This window comes from Kocuria sp. PD6 (genome assembly GCF_031844145.1).
Taxonomy (GTDB): Bacteria; Actinomycetota; Actinomycetes; order Actinomycetales; family Micrococcaceae; genus Kocuria; species Kocuria marina.
The window spans coordinates 55,423-73,880 of sequence record NZ_JAUZUS010000008.1; the positions used below are offsets into that span (position 1 = coordinate 55,423).

Genomic DNA, 18,458 nt, shown 5'->3' on the forward strand with positions numbered 1-18,458 from the left:
GGTCTTCCGGGATCGCAATGGTGACCCTCGGAGATGGCCCCTCAGTGGTGACCGGACGTCGCGATCACGGTGATCGCCCGCTCCACCGCGAAGTACGGGGACCGGGACGCACCCTTGACCTGGGCGTCGGCCTCGGCCACGGCCTGCAGGGCGGCGGCCACGTCCCCGGCGGTGAACCGGCGGGCCTCGTTCTGCGCGCGCTCCACTTGCCACGGCGCCGCGCCCACGTCCCGCGCAAGTGCTCCCGCTCCCCCGCGGGATCCTGCGGTCAGCGCGATCAACCGCATCTTGGAGCCCAGCGCGGCGACCATGGGGACCGGGTCCACTCCCACGTCCACGGCTTGCCGCCACAGCTTCAGGGCCTGATCCGCGTTACCGGCCACCGCGGCGTCCGCGACGCGGAACGCGGTGACCTCCACGCGCCCGCCGTAGTACTTCTCCACGAGGTCGTGATCCACCGTGAGCGGGCCGTCCGCGATCAACTGCGCGCACGCGGCGGCGAGCTCCGCGGTGCTCGTGCCCACGGCCGCGGCGAGGGCGCGGGCGGCGTCCGGCTCGATGCGTTTGCCGTGCGCGCGGAACTCGGCTAGGACGAAGGCCGTCTTGTCGCGGTCCGATTTGGGCGGCGTGCAATCGAGGACGAGCGCCGACTCCTTGAGAGCGTCCAGTAGTTTCTTGCCGCGGTTACCCCCGGAGTGCTCCCACAGCACGGTCACGTCCGGGTCCGGGTTGGCCACGTACGACAGGCCGTCCGCGAGGAGGTTCTCGTGCATGCTCGCGAGGTCGTGGACGCACACGAGTTTGGGGTCGTCGAACAGGGAGGGGCTCGTGACCACGGCCAAGCTCCCGCTCTCGTAGTCGGCGGCGGAGATGTCCGTGACCTCGCACGACCCTCGCTGCTCCCGGGTCTGGTCCCGCAGGGAGTCCTTGATGCGCTGCAGGATGTACTCGTCGGAGCCGGAGGCCAGCACGAGCGGCTGCGGGGTGACGTCCCGCCACGAGGTCTGCGGCGGCGCGGCGGCCTTGCGACGGGCTGGGGGCATCGGAACTCCTCAGGTGCGCGCGGCATGGGAGGGCGCCGCTGTGGTCCTCATGCTAGCGCCGGGTGGGGACATGCCGTGGCCCGGTGTGGACGGGTGAGGCATTGGAACAAGAAACGTGAGCCACACGCGACGAACCCGGTGCACCCAGTGGCTTGACGCGCGGTCACCGTGTCGAGACCACGAGCTGATTCCCTTCCTTGCGGATCCACAACGAACCGCTGAGGTCCGTGCGCACCACCGCCGCCCCGGTCTCCTGCAGGGCCGCCACGGTTGCGGGGTGGGGATGGCCGTAGCTGTTGCCCTCCCCCACCGAGATCACCGCCAGGGCGGGATCTGAGTCCCTGATGATGTCGGTCCCACCGTTGCGCGCGCCGTGGTGGGAGACCTTCAACACATCTGCGTGTGGGGCGGCTGCTATTGGCAGGAGCCTGGTGGCCGCTCGGTACCCATCGGCTTCGAGGTCCCCCGCGGTCAACCAGGTGGTGGTCCCCTGGTCAGCGGTGCGGGTGATGAGCAGGACGAGGGACGCATTGTTCTCGTCCTCCGAACTCACCCGGCTGTGCACGGGAGCGCGCGGGATTCCGCCCGTTGCAGTAGGCGTGACCCGCGGGGCGAGTACCTCGACCGTGAGCGGTCCGGCGGTTAGTCGTGCCCCGGGCGCAGGCTGCTCGGCCTTCTCCGCGAGCGGTGCCAGTTCGCGTGGTAGCTCCGTCCCGGCCGTGGAGTACCACACCCGCTCCACATCCACCGCATCGGAGAGCCCCTCCAGGCCGGCCACGTGGTCGTCGTGGTTGTGCGTGGCGATCACCGCGTCCAGGTGCGTGATGCCCGCCTGGTCGAGACAGCGACGCAGAGCCCTGGGGTCGGGCCCGCCATCCACGAGCACCGCGCTGTGCTCCCCGGTGCGGTGCAGCACGGCATCTCCCTGCCCGACGTCGCACACCACGGACTCCCACGCGGGCGCCGGTCGGAACCACCACACCGCACCCAGGACGACCAACACGACCACCGCGAGGGACGCGATCACCGCGAGCACGCGACGTCTTACCCGTAGCCTGCGCGCGCGAACGCGCCATACGGCATCGGGCTCGGGCGGCGGGGCCGATGAGGCGTCGACCGTGCCCGCGATGGGTGGTGCCTGACGCAGGCGGTGGTCCACCCCGTGCAGGATGCCGAGGAACAGCAGTGTGACCGCGGTGAGGATGACAATCCCCGGGACACCGCCCGGCCAGGGCAGCTGCGCGCCGGGCAGGGCGGCGAAACCGTCCGCGAGCCACGCAATGACCCGCGCGGGAACCGAGGCGGCGCCCACGGGCAGGGAGGCGGCGCGCTCCCAGCCGGCGAGCGCCGCGGCGTCGTGGGCGCCGGGGAGCAGCCAGCTCAGAGCGGGTGAGGCCAGGTGCCCCGCGAGCAGGACGCATACTGCAAGAAGACCGGCGACGGTGACCACGGGAACGAGAGGGGCGGCGGCCATGTTGGCGGGCAACGAGTACAGGGGCAGAGCAGGGTTGAGCACGAGCAGGGCGGGCCCGCACCACAGTTGGGCGACGAGGGGCACGGCTATGCACGCGGCGAGCGCTGTGGGGATCCGGGAGGCGAGGACGCGGGTCACGGGGCGGGCGCTCACGACGATGCCGGCGGTCGCGAGGACGGAGAGGATGAAGCCGAAATCGATGGCGAGGGGCGGTTGTACGAGCACCAGGCCGGTGACGGCGACGCACAGGGCATTGAGGCTGACGCCGGCGCGGCCGCTGAGCATGGCGGCCCCGCCGAGTGCACCCATGACGCCGGCGCGCAGGACGGAGGGGTCGGGGCCCACGAGCAGCACGAACCCGGCGAGCGCGGCGAGCCCGATACCCACGCACAGTCGCCGCCCCGCGCCCAGGGTCAGGGCGGCGTACCCGGTCAGGGTCATCACCACGGTGCAATTGGACCCGGAGACGGCCGTGAGGTGGGTCAGTCCGGTGTCCTTCATGCTCTGCGCCAGCGCCTCGGGCAGCTGGGAGGTGTCTCCCACGGTCATGCCGGGGATCAACCCGGCGCTCACTGCACCGAACCGTCCGGACACCCGGGTCAGGTTCGCGCGCACGGTGTCCAGCAGTCCGGGCCGGGCTCCCCGGCAGCCGTGATCGCATCCGGTGGGTGGGGAGGTGGCCCGGGCAGTGAGCCGCGCCGGGTCCGCGGTGCGTGTCACGTTCACCACAGCGTTGACGGTGTCCCCGTCGCGCAGGCCGTCCCACCCGGGGTGGGCGGCGAACACCGTGAGTTCGGCGGTTGCGGCCTTCCCGTCCGCGGCGTGGACGGCCAGGGGTACGACGACGCCGCGCGATGCCTCCTGCTCCCCTGGCGCCGGTGAGCCCGTGTATTCGCGGGGCATCCCGGTGACCGTGGCGTTGACGCGGACCACGGAACCGGGAGGATGCTCGGCCAGGAAGTCGCGGGACGGTGCGGTGGCGGCGAGCGCCGTCGTGATGGCCGCGGCGGCGCTCAGCGCCACGACCCCCGCCAGAACAGCCAGGCTGGGCGGGAGGGACCTCATCCGGGCGCGGGACTCGCTGGATGATGGCCGCGGGCATCCATGGGAGGAGGAACCTCCGTGCGCGTCCGACGCATGCGTCCAGGATCGCGCGCGGCTCGGCTGCCCGGCCGGCGGACAGCTGCGTTGTGCCGAGGCGGGCGCTTTCCCTCGTGGCCCGCGGTTCGCCCGCCGGATGCGAGACCGGTCGAGAAGAGCGGGTGCGCACCACGCGAGGCCGAAGACCAGGACGCAGCCGAGAGCCCCCACGGCCCCCACGGTCCACCCGGCACGTAGTGTCAGCGATCCGCACACCCACGCGGTGATGGCAACCGGGACCAGGCGCAGGTCCCATCGCACGCTCACACCGTGACCAGTGGTAGCAGTGCCTCCAGCATGGCGGGACCCACCCCGCTGACGTCGTCGAGCTGTTCCGCGGAGGTGAACGGGCCGTGCTGGGTGCGGAACTCCACGATCCGCTGTGCGAGGACCGGTCCCACGCGAGGCAGGGTCTCGAGCTCCGCTTGCGAGGCCGTGTTGAGGTTGACCGGGGCGCCGCCGGGCAGGGCGGCCGCACCACCCGCCTTAGCCGCAGCGCCTGATCCGGACGATGAACCTCCCGTGGCCGCGCCACCCTCGGAAGCACTACCGCTCACTCCAGTCTTAATGCTGGCGCTGTTCGCTGCTCCCTCGGCCGGGGCACCGGTCCCGGCGCCATTCACGGAACCGCCCTGCGCGGCAGCCTCGGCCACCCGATCGACGTTCTCCGCATTGGGAATCGTGATCTGGTCGCCGTCGCTCACGGGCTGCGCCAGGTTGATCCGGTCCTTCACCGCACCCTTCGTGAATCCACCGGCTGCCGCCACCGCATCCATGACGCGCGCACCCGGGGACAGCGTCACCACGGATGGGTCCTTGACCTCCCCGATCACGTGGACCGTGAGCACCCCGGCTTCTTCGGCGGAGGCGGTACCGTCGCCCGCTGAACCGGCTCCGGCTCCCCCGACGAGCCCTGAGGACGTCGCGGATCCGGACACCCCGTGAGGTGCTGTGTCGTCCCGGCCGGTGGCTTCAGTGCCCTCACGGGCGGCGTCAGCGCGGTCGGAACCCTCATCTGCCCCCGCACCATCCGCACCGGCGACGGCTCCCTCCGATTTCACGGAAGTGGAGGTGACGACGTCGTCCCCCTGTCCATCGGGGAGCAGGTTCCAGCCCCCGATCCCGAGGGCCACCAACAGCACGGCGCACAGTGCTACCAGCGCGGGGCGAGCAATGTGCCGACGGACCACGACGTCCTCGCGATGCCGGGAGTGCTCGGACACCGGGTCTGCGTTGAGCGACGGACCGGTGGCACCATCGGCGGCGTCGTCGGCCGGTTCAGCACCACCGTCCGGAGCCAGATCGGCGCCCTTTTCATTATGGCCAGCAGCACGGCGACCCGTCGCACCACGGCCGGCCACATCACCATTCCGATCGGGCCCTGGCTCCGCCCATGGCAGCCCCGCACCCGACTGCCGGTCTTCCCGCAAGAGCGCCGTCAACCGCTCCGTGGCCTCACTGTCCCGGAACCGGCGCCGTCCCCTGAAATCGATTCCGCTCATGCGCCCACCCCACCGCACGGGCGACAGGGCTCGTGGGTGCGCGACGCCACCGGTGGATTACTCGGGCGACACGCGGATCAGGGGTGCGGTTGTGCAGCCCGCCCGCCGTGCCACACGGGCCGGGACGTGGGGCCCTCGATCACCGCGGCCTTCGTTCCGAGCCCCACGTGCGCGCTGAGCACCGGGGGCAGGTCACTGATCACGAGCTCCGCGTCCGGGCGGTAGCGATCCATGAGCACCTCACCGATCTCGCGCGCCCCGTGCGGGTCCGCGACGTGGTGGATACACAACACCGGCCGGTCGGTCTCTGCGTGGGCCAGAGCCTCCCCCGCCAGCACCATGAATCGCGCCTTAGCCCGCGACAAGGACACCGGCCGCTCCACGGTCACGATCTTGCCTTCGGCCATGCTCAGCAGCGGTTTGAGCTGGAACATGGAACCGACCATCGCCGTGGTCGGATTCACCCGTCCACCCCGGCGCAGGGTTTCCAGCGAGCGCACCTGAATCAGTACCTGTGCCTGGGCGGCGGTCTCACATGCGGCCGCAGCGACGTCGTCGATCCCCGCGCCCGACGCCACTGCCCGTAGTGCCGCGCGCACCCCCAGACCCTGCCCCAGACCGGCGCTCGCGGTGTCGACGATCCGCACGGGGATCCCGATGTCCTGGCGAGCAATCCGGGCGGCGCCCACCGTCCCGGACAGCTCCCCCGACAGGTGCACCGAGACGATGGCGTCGTACCCCTCCTCCTCGAACCGCCGGTACGCGGCACGCAGCTGCCCCGGGGCCGGCCGGGACGTGGTCACGGGTGTGCCCTCCGCGAGCGCAACGACGAGCGAGGACAGGGTGTCGGATTCACAGGCCGTGTAGAGCTGACCGGAGATCAGCACGGGCATGTCCACGAGCGCGAAGCCCGGTGCGTCCTCGAACGCGCGGAGCCAGGAGTCCGGCAGGGCGGCGGCGCTGTCGGTGACGACGGCGACGCGGGGCGGCGCGGCGTCGTCGTCCCCCGAGGACGCGGAAGCGGACGCAGACGGGGACGCTGACGGCGCGCCGACAGACATAGAGGCCGCATCTCCGCACGGGCGGAGCCCGCCCTCCCGCTCGGTGGAACGGGGGGACGGGCTCCGGGGCTCGCGCGAGAACATCAGACCACGATGTTCACGAGCTTGGGGGCGCGCACGATGACCTTGCGCACCGTGGCCTCGGACAGCAGGCGCTGGACGGCCTCCGATCCCATGGCCGCGGCCTCGAGGTCCTCGTCGGTGATGTCCGCGGGGACCTGCAACCGGTCACGGACCTTGCCCTTGATCTGCACGATCGCGGTGACGGTGTCCTCCACGAGCAGCGCGGGATCCACGGTGGGCCACGGGGCGCGCACCACGGAGTCCTCGTGCCCGAGCAGGTGCCACATGTCCTCGGAGGTGTATGGCGCCACGAGGCTCAGCAGGATCGCCACGGCCTCGGTGGCCTCGCGCACGGCGGGATCGGCCGGACCGCAGCCCGCGTCGATGGCCTTGCGCACGGTGTTCACGAGCTCCATGGTCCGGGCGATCACCACGTTGAACTTGTGCGCGTCGAGCAGCTGTTCGGCGTCCGCGACCGTCTTGTGGGTCGCACGGCGCAGCGCCTGGTCCCCGGTGGTCACGTCCGCGTCCCGGGCGGCCGTGCAGTCCTTCGCGAGGCGCCACGCGCGGGCCAGGAACTTCTGGGCGCCCTGCGGGGACACGTCCGCCCAGTCCACGTCGTCCTCGGGCGGTGACGCGAAGACCATGGTCAGGCGCACGGCGTCCACGCCGAACTCGTCCAGCTGCTCACCCAGGTCCACGCCGTTGCCCAAGGACTTGGACATGGCCTTGCCCCCGTTGAGCACCTGACCCTGGTTCAGCAGCGCCTTGAACGGCTCCTGGAACCCGATCAACCCGAAGTCGTAGAGCGCCTTGGTGAAGAACCGCGAGTACAGCAGGTGCAGGATCGCGTGCTCCACACCGCCCACGTACTGGTCCACGGGCAGCCACCGGTCCACCTCGGCGCGGTCGAACGGCGCAGCGTCGTCGTGCGGGGACGCGTAGCGCAGGTAGTACCACGAGGAGTCCACGAACGTGTCCATGGTGTCGGTGTCGCGCGTGGCCTGCCCGCCGCACGCGGGGCACGCCACGGTGACCCAGTCCGACGCCGCTGCGAGCGGGCTCCTGCCCTTGGGCGCGAGTTGCTCACCGCGCAGGTCCTCGGGCAGCCGCACGGGCAGCTGGTCCTCGGGCACGGGCACTTCACCGCACGAGGGGCAGTGCACGATGGGAATCGGTGCACCCCAGAACCGCTGCCGGGACAGCAACCAGTCCCGCAGTCGGAAGTTCACGTGATGCTCGCCGGTCCCGGCCTCAGTGACGATCTCGATGGCCTTGGCCACCGCCTCCGCCTTGGACAGCCCGTTCAGCGGTCCGGAGTTGATCAGGGTGCCGTCACCGGTGGTGGCGACCCCCGTGCTCGCGGGGTCCTCCTCGCCGGTGTCCAGGACCGCGCGCACGGGCAGGTCGAAGGCCCGGGCGAAGTCCAGGTCCCGCTGGTCGTGGGCGGGCACCGCCATGATCACGCCGGTGCCGTAATCAGCCAGGACGTAGTCCGAGGCCCACACCGGCAGCTTCTCGCCCGTGAGGGGGTTGACCGCGTAGCGGCCCAGGAACACACCGGTCTTCTCCCGGTCGGAGGCCTGACGCTCGATGTCCGACAGTGCCTTGACGTCCTCCCGGTACGCGGCGAGCGCGTCGGCGTGTTCGGGGGCCACGATCTCCTGGGCGATCGCGGCGTCCGCGGCGACCACGCAGAACGTGGCGCCGTGGAGGGTGTCCGGGCGGGTCGTGAACACGGTGACGGTACGCCCGGAGGTGTCCTCGGGGTCCGCGCCCTCGGCGGGGGCGCCCTCGATCACGAACTTCACGTGCGCGCCCTCGGAACGCCCGATCCAGTTGCGCTGCATGGCCAGCACGCGCTCGGGCCAGTGGCCCTCCAGCTCACCCATGTCGTCCAGCAAGCGCTGGGCGTAGTCGGTGATCTTGAAATACCACTGGTTCAGGGACTTCTTGGTCACAGGGGTGTGGCAGCGCTCGCACGCACCGTTGACCACTTGCTCGTTGGCGAGCACCGTCTGGTCCTTGGGGCACCAGTTGACCGGGGAGTCCTTCCGGTACGCCAACCCGTGCTTGTAGAACTGCAGGAACAGCCACTGCGTCCAGCGGTAGTACTCGGGGTCGGACGTGTGGATCTCCCGGTCCCAGTCCACGCTGATCGCGTAGCGCTTGAACGAGGCGCGCTGGGTGTCGATGTTGCGGTAGGTCCACTCCGCGGGATGGGCGTCACGCTTGATGGCGGCGTTCTCCGCCGGCAGGCCGAAGGAGTCCCAGCCGATCGGGTGCATCACATCGTACCCGCGGTGCAGCCAGTAGCGGGAGACGACGTCCCCCATGGCGAACGCCTCCGCGTGGCCCATATGCAGGTCCCCCGAGGGGTAGGGGAACATGTCCAGGACGTAACGCCGGGGAGCGGAACCGTCGTCCCGGGGCGCGAAGACCCGGTTGTCCTCCCAGTAGCCGGACCAGGTGGCCTCGATGCGCTGGACGTCGTAGTCCGTGCCCGCATCCGGGGTGCTGTGCTCGCTCACGTGCCTCGCCTTCAAAGTTCACGGGGATGGGCCGGGGATGCTCGTTCGCCCCGGTACCGGCGCGGTGACAGCCTGGTCCCCCGTTCTCGTGTGGGGATTTCTCCCAGTTTAGACCAGCCCGCCACCGCGCCTCTCCCGGCTAGCATGGATGCGCCGACGCCGCACGACTGGAGGACCCGTGGAGAACACCTACGCCGAACGCCGCAGCGTGCAATTGGACGGGTACCGCGTGCGCTACTGGTTCTACGACGCGGACAAGAAGCACAAACCGTTGCTCGTGATGCTCCACGGGTTCCGCGGGGACCACCACGGTCTGCAGCTGATCGCAACCGCCCTACGCGAGAAATACCACGTGGTGCTACCGGACCTGCCCGGTTTCGGACGCTCGGAGCCCTTCCCTGACCGAGAACACTCGGTGCCCAGCTACGTGGAGTTCGTGCGCGAGTTCCTCGAGGCACTGACCGATAACGCCGTTCATCCGGGCTGCGAGACGGGCATCGTGCTCGCGGGGCACTCCTTCGGGTCCACCCTGGCCGCGCACTTCGCCGTGGAGTACCCCGCCATGGTGGAACGGTTGATCCTGCTCAACCCCATCTCAGAACCCGCCCTGGCCGGACAGCAAAGGCGGCTGACCAAGCTCACGGAGCTCTACTACTCCGCGGGCGCGTCCCTCCCCCGGCGGCTGGGCACCAAATTGCTGGCCTCGAACGCCGTCGTGAAACTCATGACCGACGTGATGGTCAAGTCCGAGGACCCGGCGATCCGCAACTACGCGCTGCGCCAGCACCAGGCCTACTTCAACACCTTCGCCAACCGGGACGTGCTCACCGAGGCCTATCAGGCGTCGATCTCCCACACCGTCGCGGAGGTCGCGATGAACCTGACCATGCCCACCCTGCTCATCGTGGGCGACCAGGACGAATTGGGCTCCGTGCGCTCGCAACGCACCATGGCCTCGTGGATCCGCAGCCACAGCCTCAAGATCATCCCTGGGGTGGGTCACCTGATCCACTACGAGACCCCACAGCTCGCGGCGGATTACATCGAAGACTTCCTGGCGTCCCCCGCGCCGGAACCCCTCGAGGGCTACGACCAGTTACCCCACGCGGACACGACCGCCTCCACCCCGGACCAACTCACCGGGATGATCCCCGCGGTGGACCCCGGCTCCGGTGAGCACCAGCTCACCAAAGAGGCCACCGCGCGCGGACTCTACGGGACCCACGAACGGTGAAGCTGCTCTTCGACGCCCGCTACATCCGCACCGATCACCACGATGGGATCAGCCGCTACAGCGCCGAACTGCTCGCCGCCACGGCCCGGGCAGTCGCCTCCGATCCGCGCGTCCGCCTCGCCGCACTGATCAGCGATCCCGCCCAGGCTGCCCTGATCTCCGACGGTCTGCCCACGCTGCTGGGCCCGTCCGTTACGTCCCCGGCCGAGGTGCTCACGGGCGCCCTGCTGAGCCGGTACGCACCCGACGTCGTGTTCTCCCCCATGCAGACCATGGGCTCGCTGGGGCGCCGCCACAAGCTGATCCTCACGCTGCACGACCTGATCTACTACGAGCACCCGCAGCCCCCGGGCGATCTCCCCTTGCCGGTGCAGTGGGGCTGGCGCGCGTACCACAAGGCCTGGTGGCCCCAGCGGCTCACGCTCAACCGCGCCGACGCCGTGGCCACGGTCTCCGAGACCTCCCGGCAGCAGATCCTTGCGCACCGCCTCACGAAACGGGACGTGCGCGTGATTGCCAACGCGGCGCCGTCAGCGGGGGTCCCCGAGGACGAGGCGCTCGCGCGGCTTTCACGCCGCGGCACGGACCTGGTGTACATGGGCTCGTTCCTGCCGTACAAGAACGTGGAGACCCTGCTGCGGGCGATGGCCCACCTCCCGGGGCGCACCCTGCACCTGCTCTCGCGCATCTCCCCCGCGCGCCGCGCCGAGCTTCAGGCCCAGGTGCCGGCCGGGGCCCGCGTGGTCTTCCACGGCGGAGTGGGCGAGGAGCAGTACCGCGAGCTGCTGTCCTCGTGCGCCGCGCTGATCACGGCCTCCCGCGCGGAGGGCTACGGCCTGCCGCTCGTGGAGGCCTTCGCCGAGGGTGCGCCTGTCATCTGCTCCGACCTGCCGATCTTCCGCGAGGTCGCCGGCGATGCCGCCGGCTACGCTCCCGCGGACGACGACGCCGCGTTCGCCGCCCGGGTACGCGAACTCACGAACCCCACCATGGCCCGCGAACGCGTGCTCGCGGGGTTGGAGCGGATCTGCGAGCACACCTGGGAGGACTCCGCGCGGGACCTGCTGGACCTGGCGTGGGAGCTGCACCAGCGCGGTTGAACCGCTGTGCACAGTTCCCCGCACTCGCCCCCCGGTTCTCGGCCCTGGGGTCTTCAGCCCGGAAGGTTTCAGCAGCCAGCGCTCCGGACGGTGACCGGGGGCGACGTCGCCGACCCGCTCAGGTGCGCACCACCCGTTCCCGCAGCAGCCACTGGGCGAGGGCGTCCAGCGCGATGCCGAGCAGCCCGATGACGAGGATCACCACGAGCATCTCGTCGTAGGCCAGACGGTCCCGCGCGTTGAGGATCTCGTAGCCCAGCCCGGTGCTGACCCCAAGCATTTCCGCGGGCACCAGCACGACCCACGAGATGCCCAGCGCTAAGCGCACCCCGGTCATGACGTAAGGACGGATGCTCGGAAACACCACCGTGAGCAGCCGCTCGAACGGTGTTGCGCCCAGGGTACGTGCCACCCGGAGGTGGGCCGGGTCCAGCGCGGCGACCCCCGCCGCGGTGTTCAGGGTGATCGGCCACACGGCGGCGGCCGCCACGAGGAAGACCACCGGCGCACTGCCCACTCCGAACAGGGCCACGGCCACCGGTGCCCACGACAGCGGCGAGACCATCCGCAGGAACTGCACCACGGGCGCGCTCGCCCACCGCACCCGTTGCCAGGAACCGATCACCAGTCCCAGCGGCACGCCGATCGCCGTCGCCAGCAACAGACCGCCGAGCAGGCGCCACAGACTCGTGACTGCGTCCTGGACCACAACTCCCCGTTCCAGGAGCGAACCGACGGCACCTGGCAGCTGCTCGGGGCGGAAAGCCGCGATCATCGTGGACCCGTCGGCGGCCGCGTGGGTGAACGCCCACCACGCCGCCACGGTCACGAGGACACCGAACGTGCCCCAAGCCACGGCCGCACCTCGTCCGGCGCCCCCGCCCGCCCGTCTCCGGGACGTGGACGGCGATTTCGCTCGGTCACTGTGCGCACCCGCTCTGGAGTCTCGGACAGGGGCCGGGCCGGTGCCACCCGCTGACGGTGCGGCGGCGAGATCCGTGCCCGTGCTCTCGGGCGTGCTGCGGGATGTGGGACTCATGCCTGGATCTCCTCGGTGCGTGTGGTGCCGCGCATCCCGAACGCACCCCAGCCGCCTGCCCTTGCGATGCTCCGGGTCACCAATGCGTCGTCCACCAGCTCGCGGTGCGCGGTGGCAGGATCGAGCCCGGTGAGGAACCCGGCGGGGGCATCCACCACCGTGTCCTGCATCGCGCGCACCAGCTCCTGCGTGAAACTCGGGTACGGGTAGGGCCGGAAGTCCAGGGACTCGCCGTGCCAGTCAGGGTGGTGCAGCGCGTCGGCGTGCGCGGCCGCGGTGTAGGTCAGGGCCCGCTGGATCACGGGCTTCGGCTGCGGGAGGTAGCCGGAGGCCAGCACCGCCGCGGTCTCGGGGCGGTTTGTCCGCGCCCACGCCTGCGCGCGGACCAGCGCGTCCATGAAACCCGCTGCCTGCTCGGGACGATCCCTCAGCAGCTCCCCGCGCAGCATAGTCACGCAGCAGGCGTGCTCCCGCCACACGTCCCCCAGGAACCGGTGGATCGTGCCCACGTGCTTCGCCTCCGCGGCCGCGTTGAACGGGTCCGCGACCACGTACCCGCCGATTACCCCGTTGTTCAGTGCGGGCAGCATGTCCGAGGGGGCCATCGGGACCAGCGCCACGGTCCGGGCGCTCGTGGACGGGCTCTCACGCATCACGGGTGTCAGCCCCTCGGCGCGGAGCATCTTCTGCACCACCACGTTGTGGATGGACCACCACGCGGGAATCGCCACGGTGCGGCCGGCAAGCCCCGCCAGGTCCGTGATCTCCGGGTGCACAGTGAGCGAAGAGCCGTTCGTGTGGTTCCACGCCGTGATCCGCACGTCCGCCTGCAGCTCGTAGCGCATGTACAGGGCCATGGGCATGAGCATGTGGATGGCCTCCACCTTGCCCGCCACGAAGGCCTCGGACAGTGAGGACCAGCTGCGGAACAGGACGGGCCGCGCGACGGCCACCCCGGCGTCGTCGTAGTAGCCGTTGGCGTGGGCCACCAGCAGAGGCGCGGCATCAGTGATCGGCAGGTACCCGATGCGCACGGGCCGTGAGCCGCCGTCACCACCGCTGCCGATGCGGGTTCCCGTGTAGAGGGAACCGGCGCCCCACGCCGCACCCGTCAGTGCCACCGCCGCGGTCCCGGCGCGCAGGACGGTCCGCCGTGTGGTGAGAGACCCGCTCATATCTCCCAGGTTCCCGCCTCGTCGTCCGTGCCGCGGTACGTCGCGAGAATCTGTCCGGCCGTGGTGCCGTCCTGGGACGGAACCCACTGCCGCCGAAAACCGCGCGGTCCGGCGAAGAAGCCGATGCGGTCCCCCAGCACCATGGCCTCGGCGACGTCGTGCGTGACCAGGAAGACCGTCAGCCCGAGGTCAGTGGTCAGCTGCCGCAGCCACTGCTGCAGGTCCTCGCGGGTGGCGGGGTCCAGCGCGCTGAAGGGTTCGTCGAGCAGCAGCACGTCCGGGCGCACGGCGAGCGCCCTGCCCACGGAGACCCGCTGGGCCTGGCCGCCGGAGAGCTCCTGCACGGGGGTGTGGGCGAGGTGGGAGAGGCCGAGGATCTCGAGCAGCTCGCCCACGTGCTCGTCGTCGAAGCGGTCGCGGTTGCGCCGGTACCTGCCGCCGAGGGCGATGTTGCGCCGCACGGACAGCCAGGGGAACAGTGCCGGGGTCTGGAAGACCACGGCAAGGCGGGCGTCAGGGTCCGAGAACTCGATGCTGCCTCCGTCGAGGGTCTCGAGCCCGGCGATGGCACGCAGCAGGGTGGACTTCCCGGAACCGCTGGGGCCCAGCACGGAGAGGGTCTCGCCCCGGTGCAGGGTGAGGTCCACGCCGTCGAGGGCGGGGTCGGAGGCCCCCGGGTAGGTTTTGCTGACACCGTGCACCCGCAGCGCCGTGCCCGGATCCGTGGTCACCGCGGTGCCGTCGTGCCCGTGCCTCACCCGAGCCTGCGCAGTTCCCACCGCAAGTGGCCTTCCGTGGGCGACTGGACGGGCAGGAACGCTGCTTCCCGTGCGCGGCGCGCCGTGGGCGAGGACAGCGCGTAGCCACGGCCGCCCACGATCTTCGCCTCCAGGCGGGTGGCCTCGCCGGTGAGCAGGGCTGCGTCGAGGCGCAACTGCAGGAGCTCGCGGGGTGCGGCGGCACGCGGTTCCCGTGCCAGTCGCACGAGGTCCGCGCGCAGGCGCTGCTGCTCCGCCACGGCGTCGTCCAGGTCCTCGCGGAACATCTCGCCGACGCCGCCCAGGTTCTCCCGCGCGCTCGTCAGCGCCGCCGCGGAGAGACCGAGGCAGAACGAGGTCTGCAGCAGCAGGAACGGTCCGCGGACCGTGGCCAGAAACCCGGGGACGTCCTCGGTGAGGACGTCCTGCTCCGCGTCGATCTCCACGCCCTCCAGGCGCAGGATGCCGGACGCCGTGGCGTTGAGCGCCATGAGGTTCTCCAGCGGCCGCACGCTGACCCCGCGGTCCGCCACCCGGGTGCGGACGATCGCGGGGCGTCCGTCCTCCCGGACGACCGGCAGGATCACGACGGCGTCCGGGTACAGGTTCGAGGCCCACGGCACGGTGCCGTCGAGCACCAGGTGGTCCCCCCGGCGGGTGAGCGTCACGGGGATCTCACCGATGCCCGCCGCGGCCTTGAACGCCGGTGCCATGGCGGAGCACAGCGGCACTTCGCCGGTGCGTAGCTCAGCCGCGACGGGCGCCCCCACCGCGTCGAGGTACTCGAGGCCGGAGCGGTGGCCCCACAGTGAGAACGCCGTGGCCGTGCACTCGGCCGCGAGGTCGAAGACGACGGCTGCCTGTCCACGCAGGTCCCCGCCCCCGAGACCCAGGTCCAGCAGGCCCCGCTGCCCGAGCTCGCGCAGGGTCTCGAACGGGGTGGTGTCCGCCTCGTCGGTGGCCCTGGCACGCTCGGCCGCGCGTGCCCGGACCAGGCCGTGTTCCGGGTAGTCGGTCAGTGGGGCCAGGAGCTCCTGGTCGGAGGCAGTCTCGAGGGTTGCCGAAGCACTGGGCTGGGACATGGGTTCCGTTCTGACGGGGCGTGCGCCGGGTGCCGCGGCCCGTGGTGGGCTGGGGCACCCGGTGGTGGTGATGGGTGGACGCGGGACTCAGACCTCGAGCTTGAACATCCGGTCGAAGGGGGTGTCCACAGCCGCGCGGGCGCGCGCCACGGCGTCCTCGTCCGGAGCGTTGTAGAAGCACAGGCACTTGGCGGTGTCCTCGCGCACGTAGGTGCGCAGGAACGACACCTCGGGAACCTCGGCGTACTTGGGCGCGTTCGCCTTCTTGCGGGTGAGGTACTGCTCCATGGTGATTTCGGCGGGGATGTCCCACTCCACGAGGTAGTCGGTCTGGCCACGAAGCTTCTTGATGTCCTCGAGCTCCGCGCCCACCAGGCGTACCTCGTCCGGGCCGGTGACCTCGGTGACGGACTCGCCCAGCGCCGTGCGCACGGTCTGCGCAAGACCCTCGGGCGTGTCCTGCTGCGTCTCCACGATGACGAACACGCGAGCGTGGTCCGCCGTCACCTGGGACTCGATGAGTTCGGCAGAGGCCTGCGTGACAGCGCTCGACGTCGCATCGATGATCGAGCGCACGGCCTCCTTCTCGGCCACGGCGGGAACAATTTCAATGAGCTGCAGCGACATGCGGATCCTTTCGGGAACGGGTCTGCGGTGATGACTCGCGCGTACGCCGGGACTCTTTGCCCCGGTGCGCGGTGCCACCCCGCGTGAACGTGCCCTCCACGGTAGGACTGCCACGTCCACCCCGTGCAAGAGGATTAACAATTCGACACATTTGACTGAGCAGCTCAGCCAGTCCTGGTGCACGCATGCGGTCCGGGTCCCGCCTCGCGATCCGCGGCACGTCAGGGTCCGTCGACGACGGCTGTGACGCGCCCTACAGCAGGTCGGCGACGTCGCAGCGCACCGTGACCGGCGCGTGTTCGCGCAGCGCGGAGGCGCGTGCCTTCTCCGCCCGCAGGGCACCGGTGACCCGCGGCGCGATCCCGAAGCCGAAGAACAGCAGCGCACGGTAGGGCCGGTTCCCGCCGCGCTCCGAGGAGCGGGCGGCGTCGGCACCGTCCAGAGTGGCGGCGTCGTTGGTGACGGTCTCAGCAAGGTCGGCGCCATTGCCGGGAGTCTGCTCCACCGGTGCGGGGCCAACCACACGAACGGGCTCGGGCAGCGCGAGGTCCCGCAGGGTGGCGTCCACGGCATCCCGCGGGCCGGTCAGCGCCGCTGTCCGCACAGCCGGTGGCAGACCCAGCTCGTGGCGCTCCCGCAGCTCTCGCTCTGCGTGCCCAGCCGGGTCCCAGCGCACGAGCGCCGAGACGGCACGGTCCAGGTCCGCCGTGACCACCACGGTGCCGCCGTCGGAGGACGCCCGCACCAGGGCGGCGGCGTTGAACCACCGGCGCAGGGTCTGCTCCTCCGCACGTAGCCACGGCCGGGCAAGCATCCGGTTGCCGTCCAGCAGCAGCGCGGCGGCGTAGCCGCCGTCCGCGACGGGCTCCGCTCCCGGAGTCGCCACCACGAGCGCCGGGGCGGACCCCACCCGGGTCCGCACGGTGCGGTCGCTCGACGAGATCACGGGCACCTGCGGGAACGAACGGCCCAGCTCCTCCGCGGTTCGGGACGCCCCCACCGTGCTCAATCGCACCCGGGTGAACCCACACTCCACGCACCGCCAGTCATGGGCGTGACGCCCGCACCACGTGCACACCGGCACGGCGTGGGCGGAATCCAGCGCGAGGGGCCCGTCGCATGCCTGGCAGCGCGCGGGCGTACGGCACCGCTGGCAGGCGAGCACGGGAGCATAGCCCTTACGCGCCACCTGCACGAGCACGGGCCCGGACTTCAGGGCCTCGCGTGCCACCCGGAACGCCTCGTGCGGCAACCGGGCGCGCGCCGCGAGCGGGTCGAGGGCGGTGTTGTAGGAATCGGAGGTCGCTTCGATGCGCGGGGAGAACCGGCGCAGGTCCGCGCGATCTGGTGCCACGCGCGCCGCCCACCCTGTGGCCACGAGCCGCAGCACCTCGGGACTCACCGCGTACCCCGTGAACAGTGCGGCCATACCCTGTTGCTGGGTGCGCAGCAACAACACGTCCCGCGTGTGCTGGTAGGGGGCGCGCTGCTCCACGAAGTTCACGTCCCCGTCGTCATGACAACACACGAGCGCGAGGTCCTGCACCGGCGCGTACGCGGCGGAGCGCGTGCCCACAGCCAGGCGCTTCTTCCCGAGCGCGAGCTCGAGGAACCCCCGGTAGCGGGGCGTGGGTCCGTCGTCGGCGTGCAGGCGGACGACGGCGTCCTCCCCCACCAGCTCGCACAGCGCCCGTTCGAGCCGCTCCAGTGCCTTATGGTCCGCGACCACGCCCACAGCCCCACGACCAGCGGCGTACGCGGTGGCCATGGCGGTCGCGGTCAGCCCCGCCCAGTCATGGTCCTCGGCCGAGGGCAGTACCTCCACGACCGCGCGCACCGGCTCACCACGCCCCACGGACGCCACGAACTCCAGGCCGCCCGTGTAGTGCTGCCAGCCGGTCGTCGCGGGCTCCACGGGGGACGAGGGCGCTCGGCCGGGCTCGGGGGCCGCGGTCGGGTCCGCATCGGCGGCGCCGTCGGAAGCGGGGCCCGCTGATAGGTCGGCCGGCACCGCGGCGTCGTCGTCCGCATTCACGACGCCCGTCTCGGACGTCTCGGCGGCTTCGGGAGCCGCGAACTCCTTGTCCACCCGCGCGACCCGCGGGGCAATCGCGACCCGCAGGACGTCCGCGACCGTGCCCGCGCAGCGTTCGGCCACGGCCTGCGCGAGCTCGACGATCTCGGGGCGGGCCACCGGCAGCGGCGTGAGCACACGGCGGATGGGCAGCAATCGGTCCTCGGGGACGTCCGTGTGGGCCACGCGATCCACGACCCACCCGGACATCTTCCGTCCCGCGAAAACCACCGAGACCTTGGACCCCACGACCGCCTGGTCGTCGAGGGCAGCGGTGACGCGGTAGTCGAAGACCCGGTCCAGGTGCGGGACGTAGGCCTCGAGCAGGACCTTGGCCACGGGGTCGCGCGCCGCGCGACCCTCGGAGCCCAGGGCCTTTCGGGGCAAAGTACGCGGCTGGACCGGGGGTGCGGCCCCGGGCAGACCCGCGAGCGCGAGCTGCTCACCGGACGTGTCCCGCTCGGGGGTGTCCCGGTCCGCGGGGACGGAACCCGCAGTCGCGGAGTCCGGGCGCGCGGTGCCCGCCGACTCCAGCCTGGGAGACTCCGGCATGAC

13 protein-coding genes are annotated in these 18,458 nt (G+C 71.2%); 2 read left to right on the forward strand and 11 right to left on the reverse strand.

The window, feature by feature from the left end; genetic code table 11:
- Positions 1–41: 41 nt before the first annotated feature.
- The 5 genes from holA to leuS form a co-directional block, all read right to left on the reverse strand.
- A complete protein-coding gene (gene holA, locus Q9R22_RS09020; protein WP_131332959.1) occupies positions 42–1,043 on the reverse strand; it encodes a DNA polymerase III subunit delta in 1,002 nt (333 codons plus the stop codon).
- Between the two features lie 163 nt (positions 1,044–1,206).
- A complete protein-coding gene (locus tag Q9R22_RS09025; protein ID WP_131332960.1) occupies positions 1,207–3,582 on the reverse strand; it encodes a ComEC/Rec2 family competence protein in 2,376 nt (791 codons plus the stop codon).
- A 338-nt stretch (positions 3,583–3,920) separates the two neighbouring features.
- Positions 3,921–4,880, reverse strand: coding sequence for a ComEA family DNA-binding protein (locus Q9R22_RS09030; RefSeq protein ID WP_165489792.1), 960 nt, complete (start codon positions 4,878–4,880; stop codon positions 3,921–3,923).
- 356 nt (positions 4,881–5,236) lie between these two features.
- Positions 5,237–6,220 carry a DegV family protein gene (locus Q9R22_RS09035; protein WP_239318408.1) on the reverse strand — a complete coding sequence of 328 codons (984 nt, stop codon included), beginning with the start codon at positions 6,218–6,220 and terminating at the stop codon, positions 5,237–5,239.
- Positions 6,221–6,303: 83 nt separating this feature from the next.
- Complete coding sequence (leuS, locus tag Q9R22_RS09040) at positions 6,304–8,814, reverse strand: leucine--tRNA ligase (RefSeq protein WP_131332963.1); 2,511 nt, start codon at positions 8,812–8,814, stop codon at positions 6,304–6,306.
- Between the two features lie 178 nt (positions 8,815–8,992).
- Between leuS and Q9R22_RS09045 the strand changes: the two genes are divergently transcribed.
- Both Q9R22_RS09045 and Q9R22_RS09050 read left to right on the forward strand, forming a co-directional pair.
- Complete coding sequence (locus Q9R22_RS09045; RefSeq protein WP_131332964.1) at positions 8,993–10,048, forward strand: alpha/beta fold hydrolase; 1,056 nt, start codon at positions 8,993–8,995, stop codon at positions 10,046–10,048.
- Positions 10,045–11,148 carry a glycosyltransferase family 1 protein gene (locus Q9R22_RS09050; protein ID WP_131332965.1) on the forward strand — a complete coding sequence of 368 codons (1,104 nt, stop codon included), beginning with the start codon at positions 10,045–10,047 and terminating at the stop codon, positions 11,146–11,148. The genes Q9R22_RS09045 and Q9R22_RS09050 overlap by 4 nt, the downstream gene beginning before the upstream one ends.
- A 118-nt stretch (positions 11,149–11,266) precedes the next feature.
- Here the strand turns inward: Q9R22_RS09050 and Q9R22_RS09055 are convergent, their stop codons facing one another.
- The 6 genes from Q9R22_RS09055 to Q9R22_RS09080 form a co-directional block, all read right to left on the reverse strand.
- Positions 11,267–12,004 carry an ABC transporter permease gene (locus tag Q9R22_RS09055; RefSeq protein ID WP_242670417.1) on the reverse strand — a complete coding sequence of 246 codons (738 nt, stop codon included), beginning with the start codon at positions 12,002–12,004 and terminating at the stop codon, positions 11,267–11,269.
- A 179-nt stretch (positions 12,005–12,183) separates the two neighbouring features.
- A complete protein-coding gene (locus tag Q9R22_RS09060) occupies positions 12,184–13,362 on the reverse strand; it encodes an ABC transporter substrate-binding protein (RefSeq protein WP_131332967.1) in 1,179 nt (392 codons plus the stop codon).
- Positions 13,359–14,120, reverse strand: coding sequence for an ABC transporter ATP-binding protein (locus tag Q9R22_RS09065; protein ID WP_242670418.1), 762 nt, complete (start codon positions 14,118–14,120; stop codon positions 13,359–13,361). Before Q9R22_RS09065 ends, Q9R22_RS09060 begins: the two co-directional genes overlap by 4 nt.
- Complete coding sequence (locus tag Q9R22_RS09070) at positions 14,117–15,202, reverse strand: acyl-CoA dehydrogenase family protein (RefSeq protein ID WP_131332968.1); 1,086 nt, start codon at positions 15,200–15,202, stop codon at positions 14,117–14,119. The genes Q9R22_RS09065 and Q9R22_RS09070 overlap by 4 nt, the downstream gene beginning before the upstream one ends.
- An 87-nt stretch (positions 15,203–15,289) precedes the next feature.
- Entirely contained in the window at positions 15,290–15,829 is a 540-nt protein-coding gene (locus tag Q9R22_RS09075; RefSeq protein WP_064845871.1) for a DUF4242 domain-containing protein, read from the reverse strand.
- 253 nt (positions 15,830–16,082) lie between these two features.
- Complete coding sequence (locus tag Q9R22_RS09080; RefSeq protein WP_242670419.1) at positions 16,083–18,455, reverse strand: primosomal protein N'; 2,373 nt, start codon at positions 18,453–18,455, stop codon at positions 16,083–16,085.
- Positions 18,456–18,458 lie beyond the last annotated feature (3 nt).

Coding starts and splice junctions, on each gene's coding strand:
- holA (WP_131332959.1), bottom strand. CDS start 1,043: ATGCCCCCAGCCCGTCGCAAGGCCGCCGCGCCGCCGCAGACCTCGTGG.
- Q9R22_RS09025 (WP_131332960.1), bottom strand. CDS start 3,582: ATGAGGTCCCTCCCGCCCAGCCTGGCTGTTCTGGCGGGGGTCGTGGCG.
- Q9R22_RS09035 (WP_239318408.1), bottom strand. CDS start 6,220: ATGTCTGTCGGCGCGCCGTCAGCGTCCCCGTCTGCGTCCGCTTCCGCG.
- Q9R22_RS09060 (WP_131332967.1), bottom strand. CDS start 13,362: ATGAGCGGGTCTCTCACCACACGGCGGACCGTCCTGCGCGCCGGGACC.
- Q9R22_RS09070 (WP_131332968.1), bottom strand. CDS start 15,202: ATGTCCCAGCCCAGTGCTTCGGCAACCCTCGAGACTGCCTCCGACCAG.
- Q9R22_RS09075 (WP_064845871.1), bottom strand. CDS start 15,829: ATGTCGCTGCAGCTCATTGAAATTGTTCCCGCCGTGGCCGAGAAGGAG.
- Q9R22_RS09080 (WP_242670419.1), bottom strand. CDS start 18,455: ATGCCGGAGTCTCCCAGGCTGGAGTCGGCGGGCACCGCGCGCCCGGAC.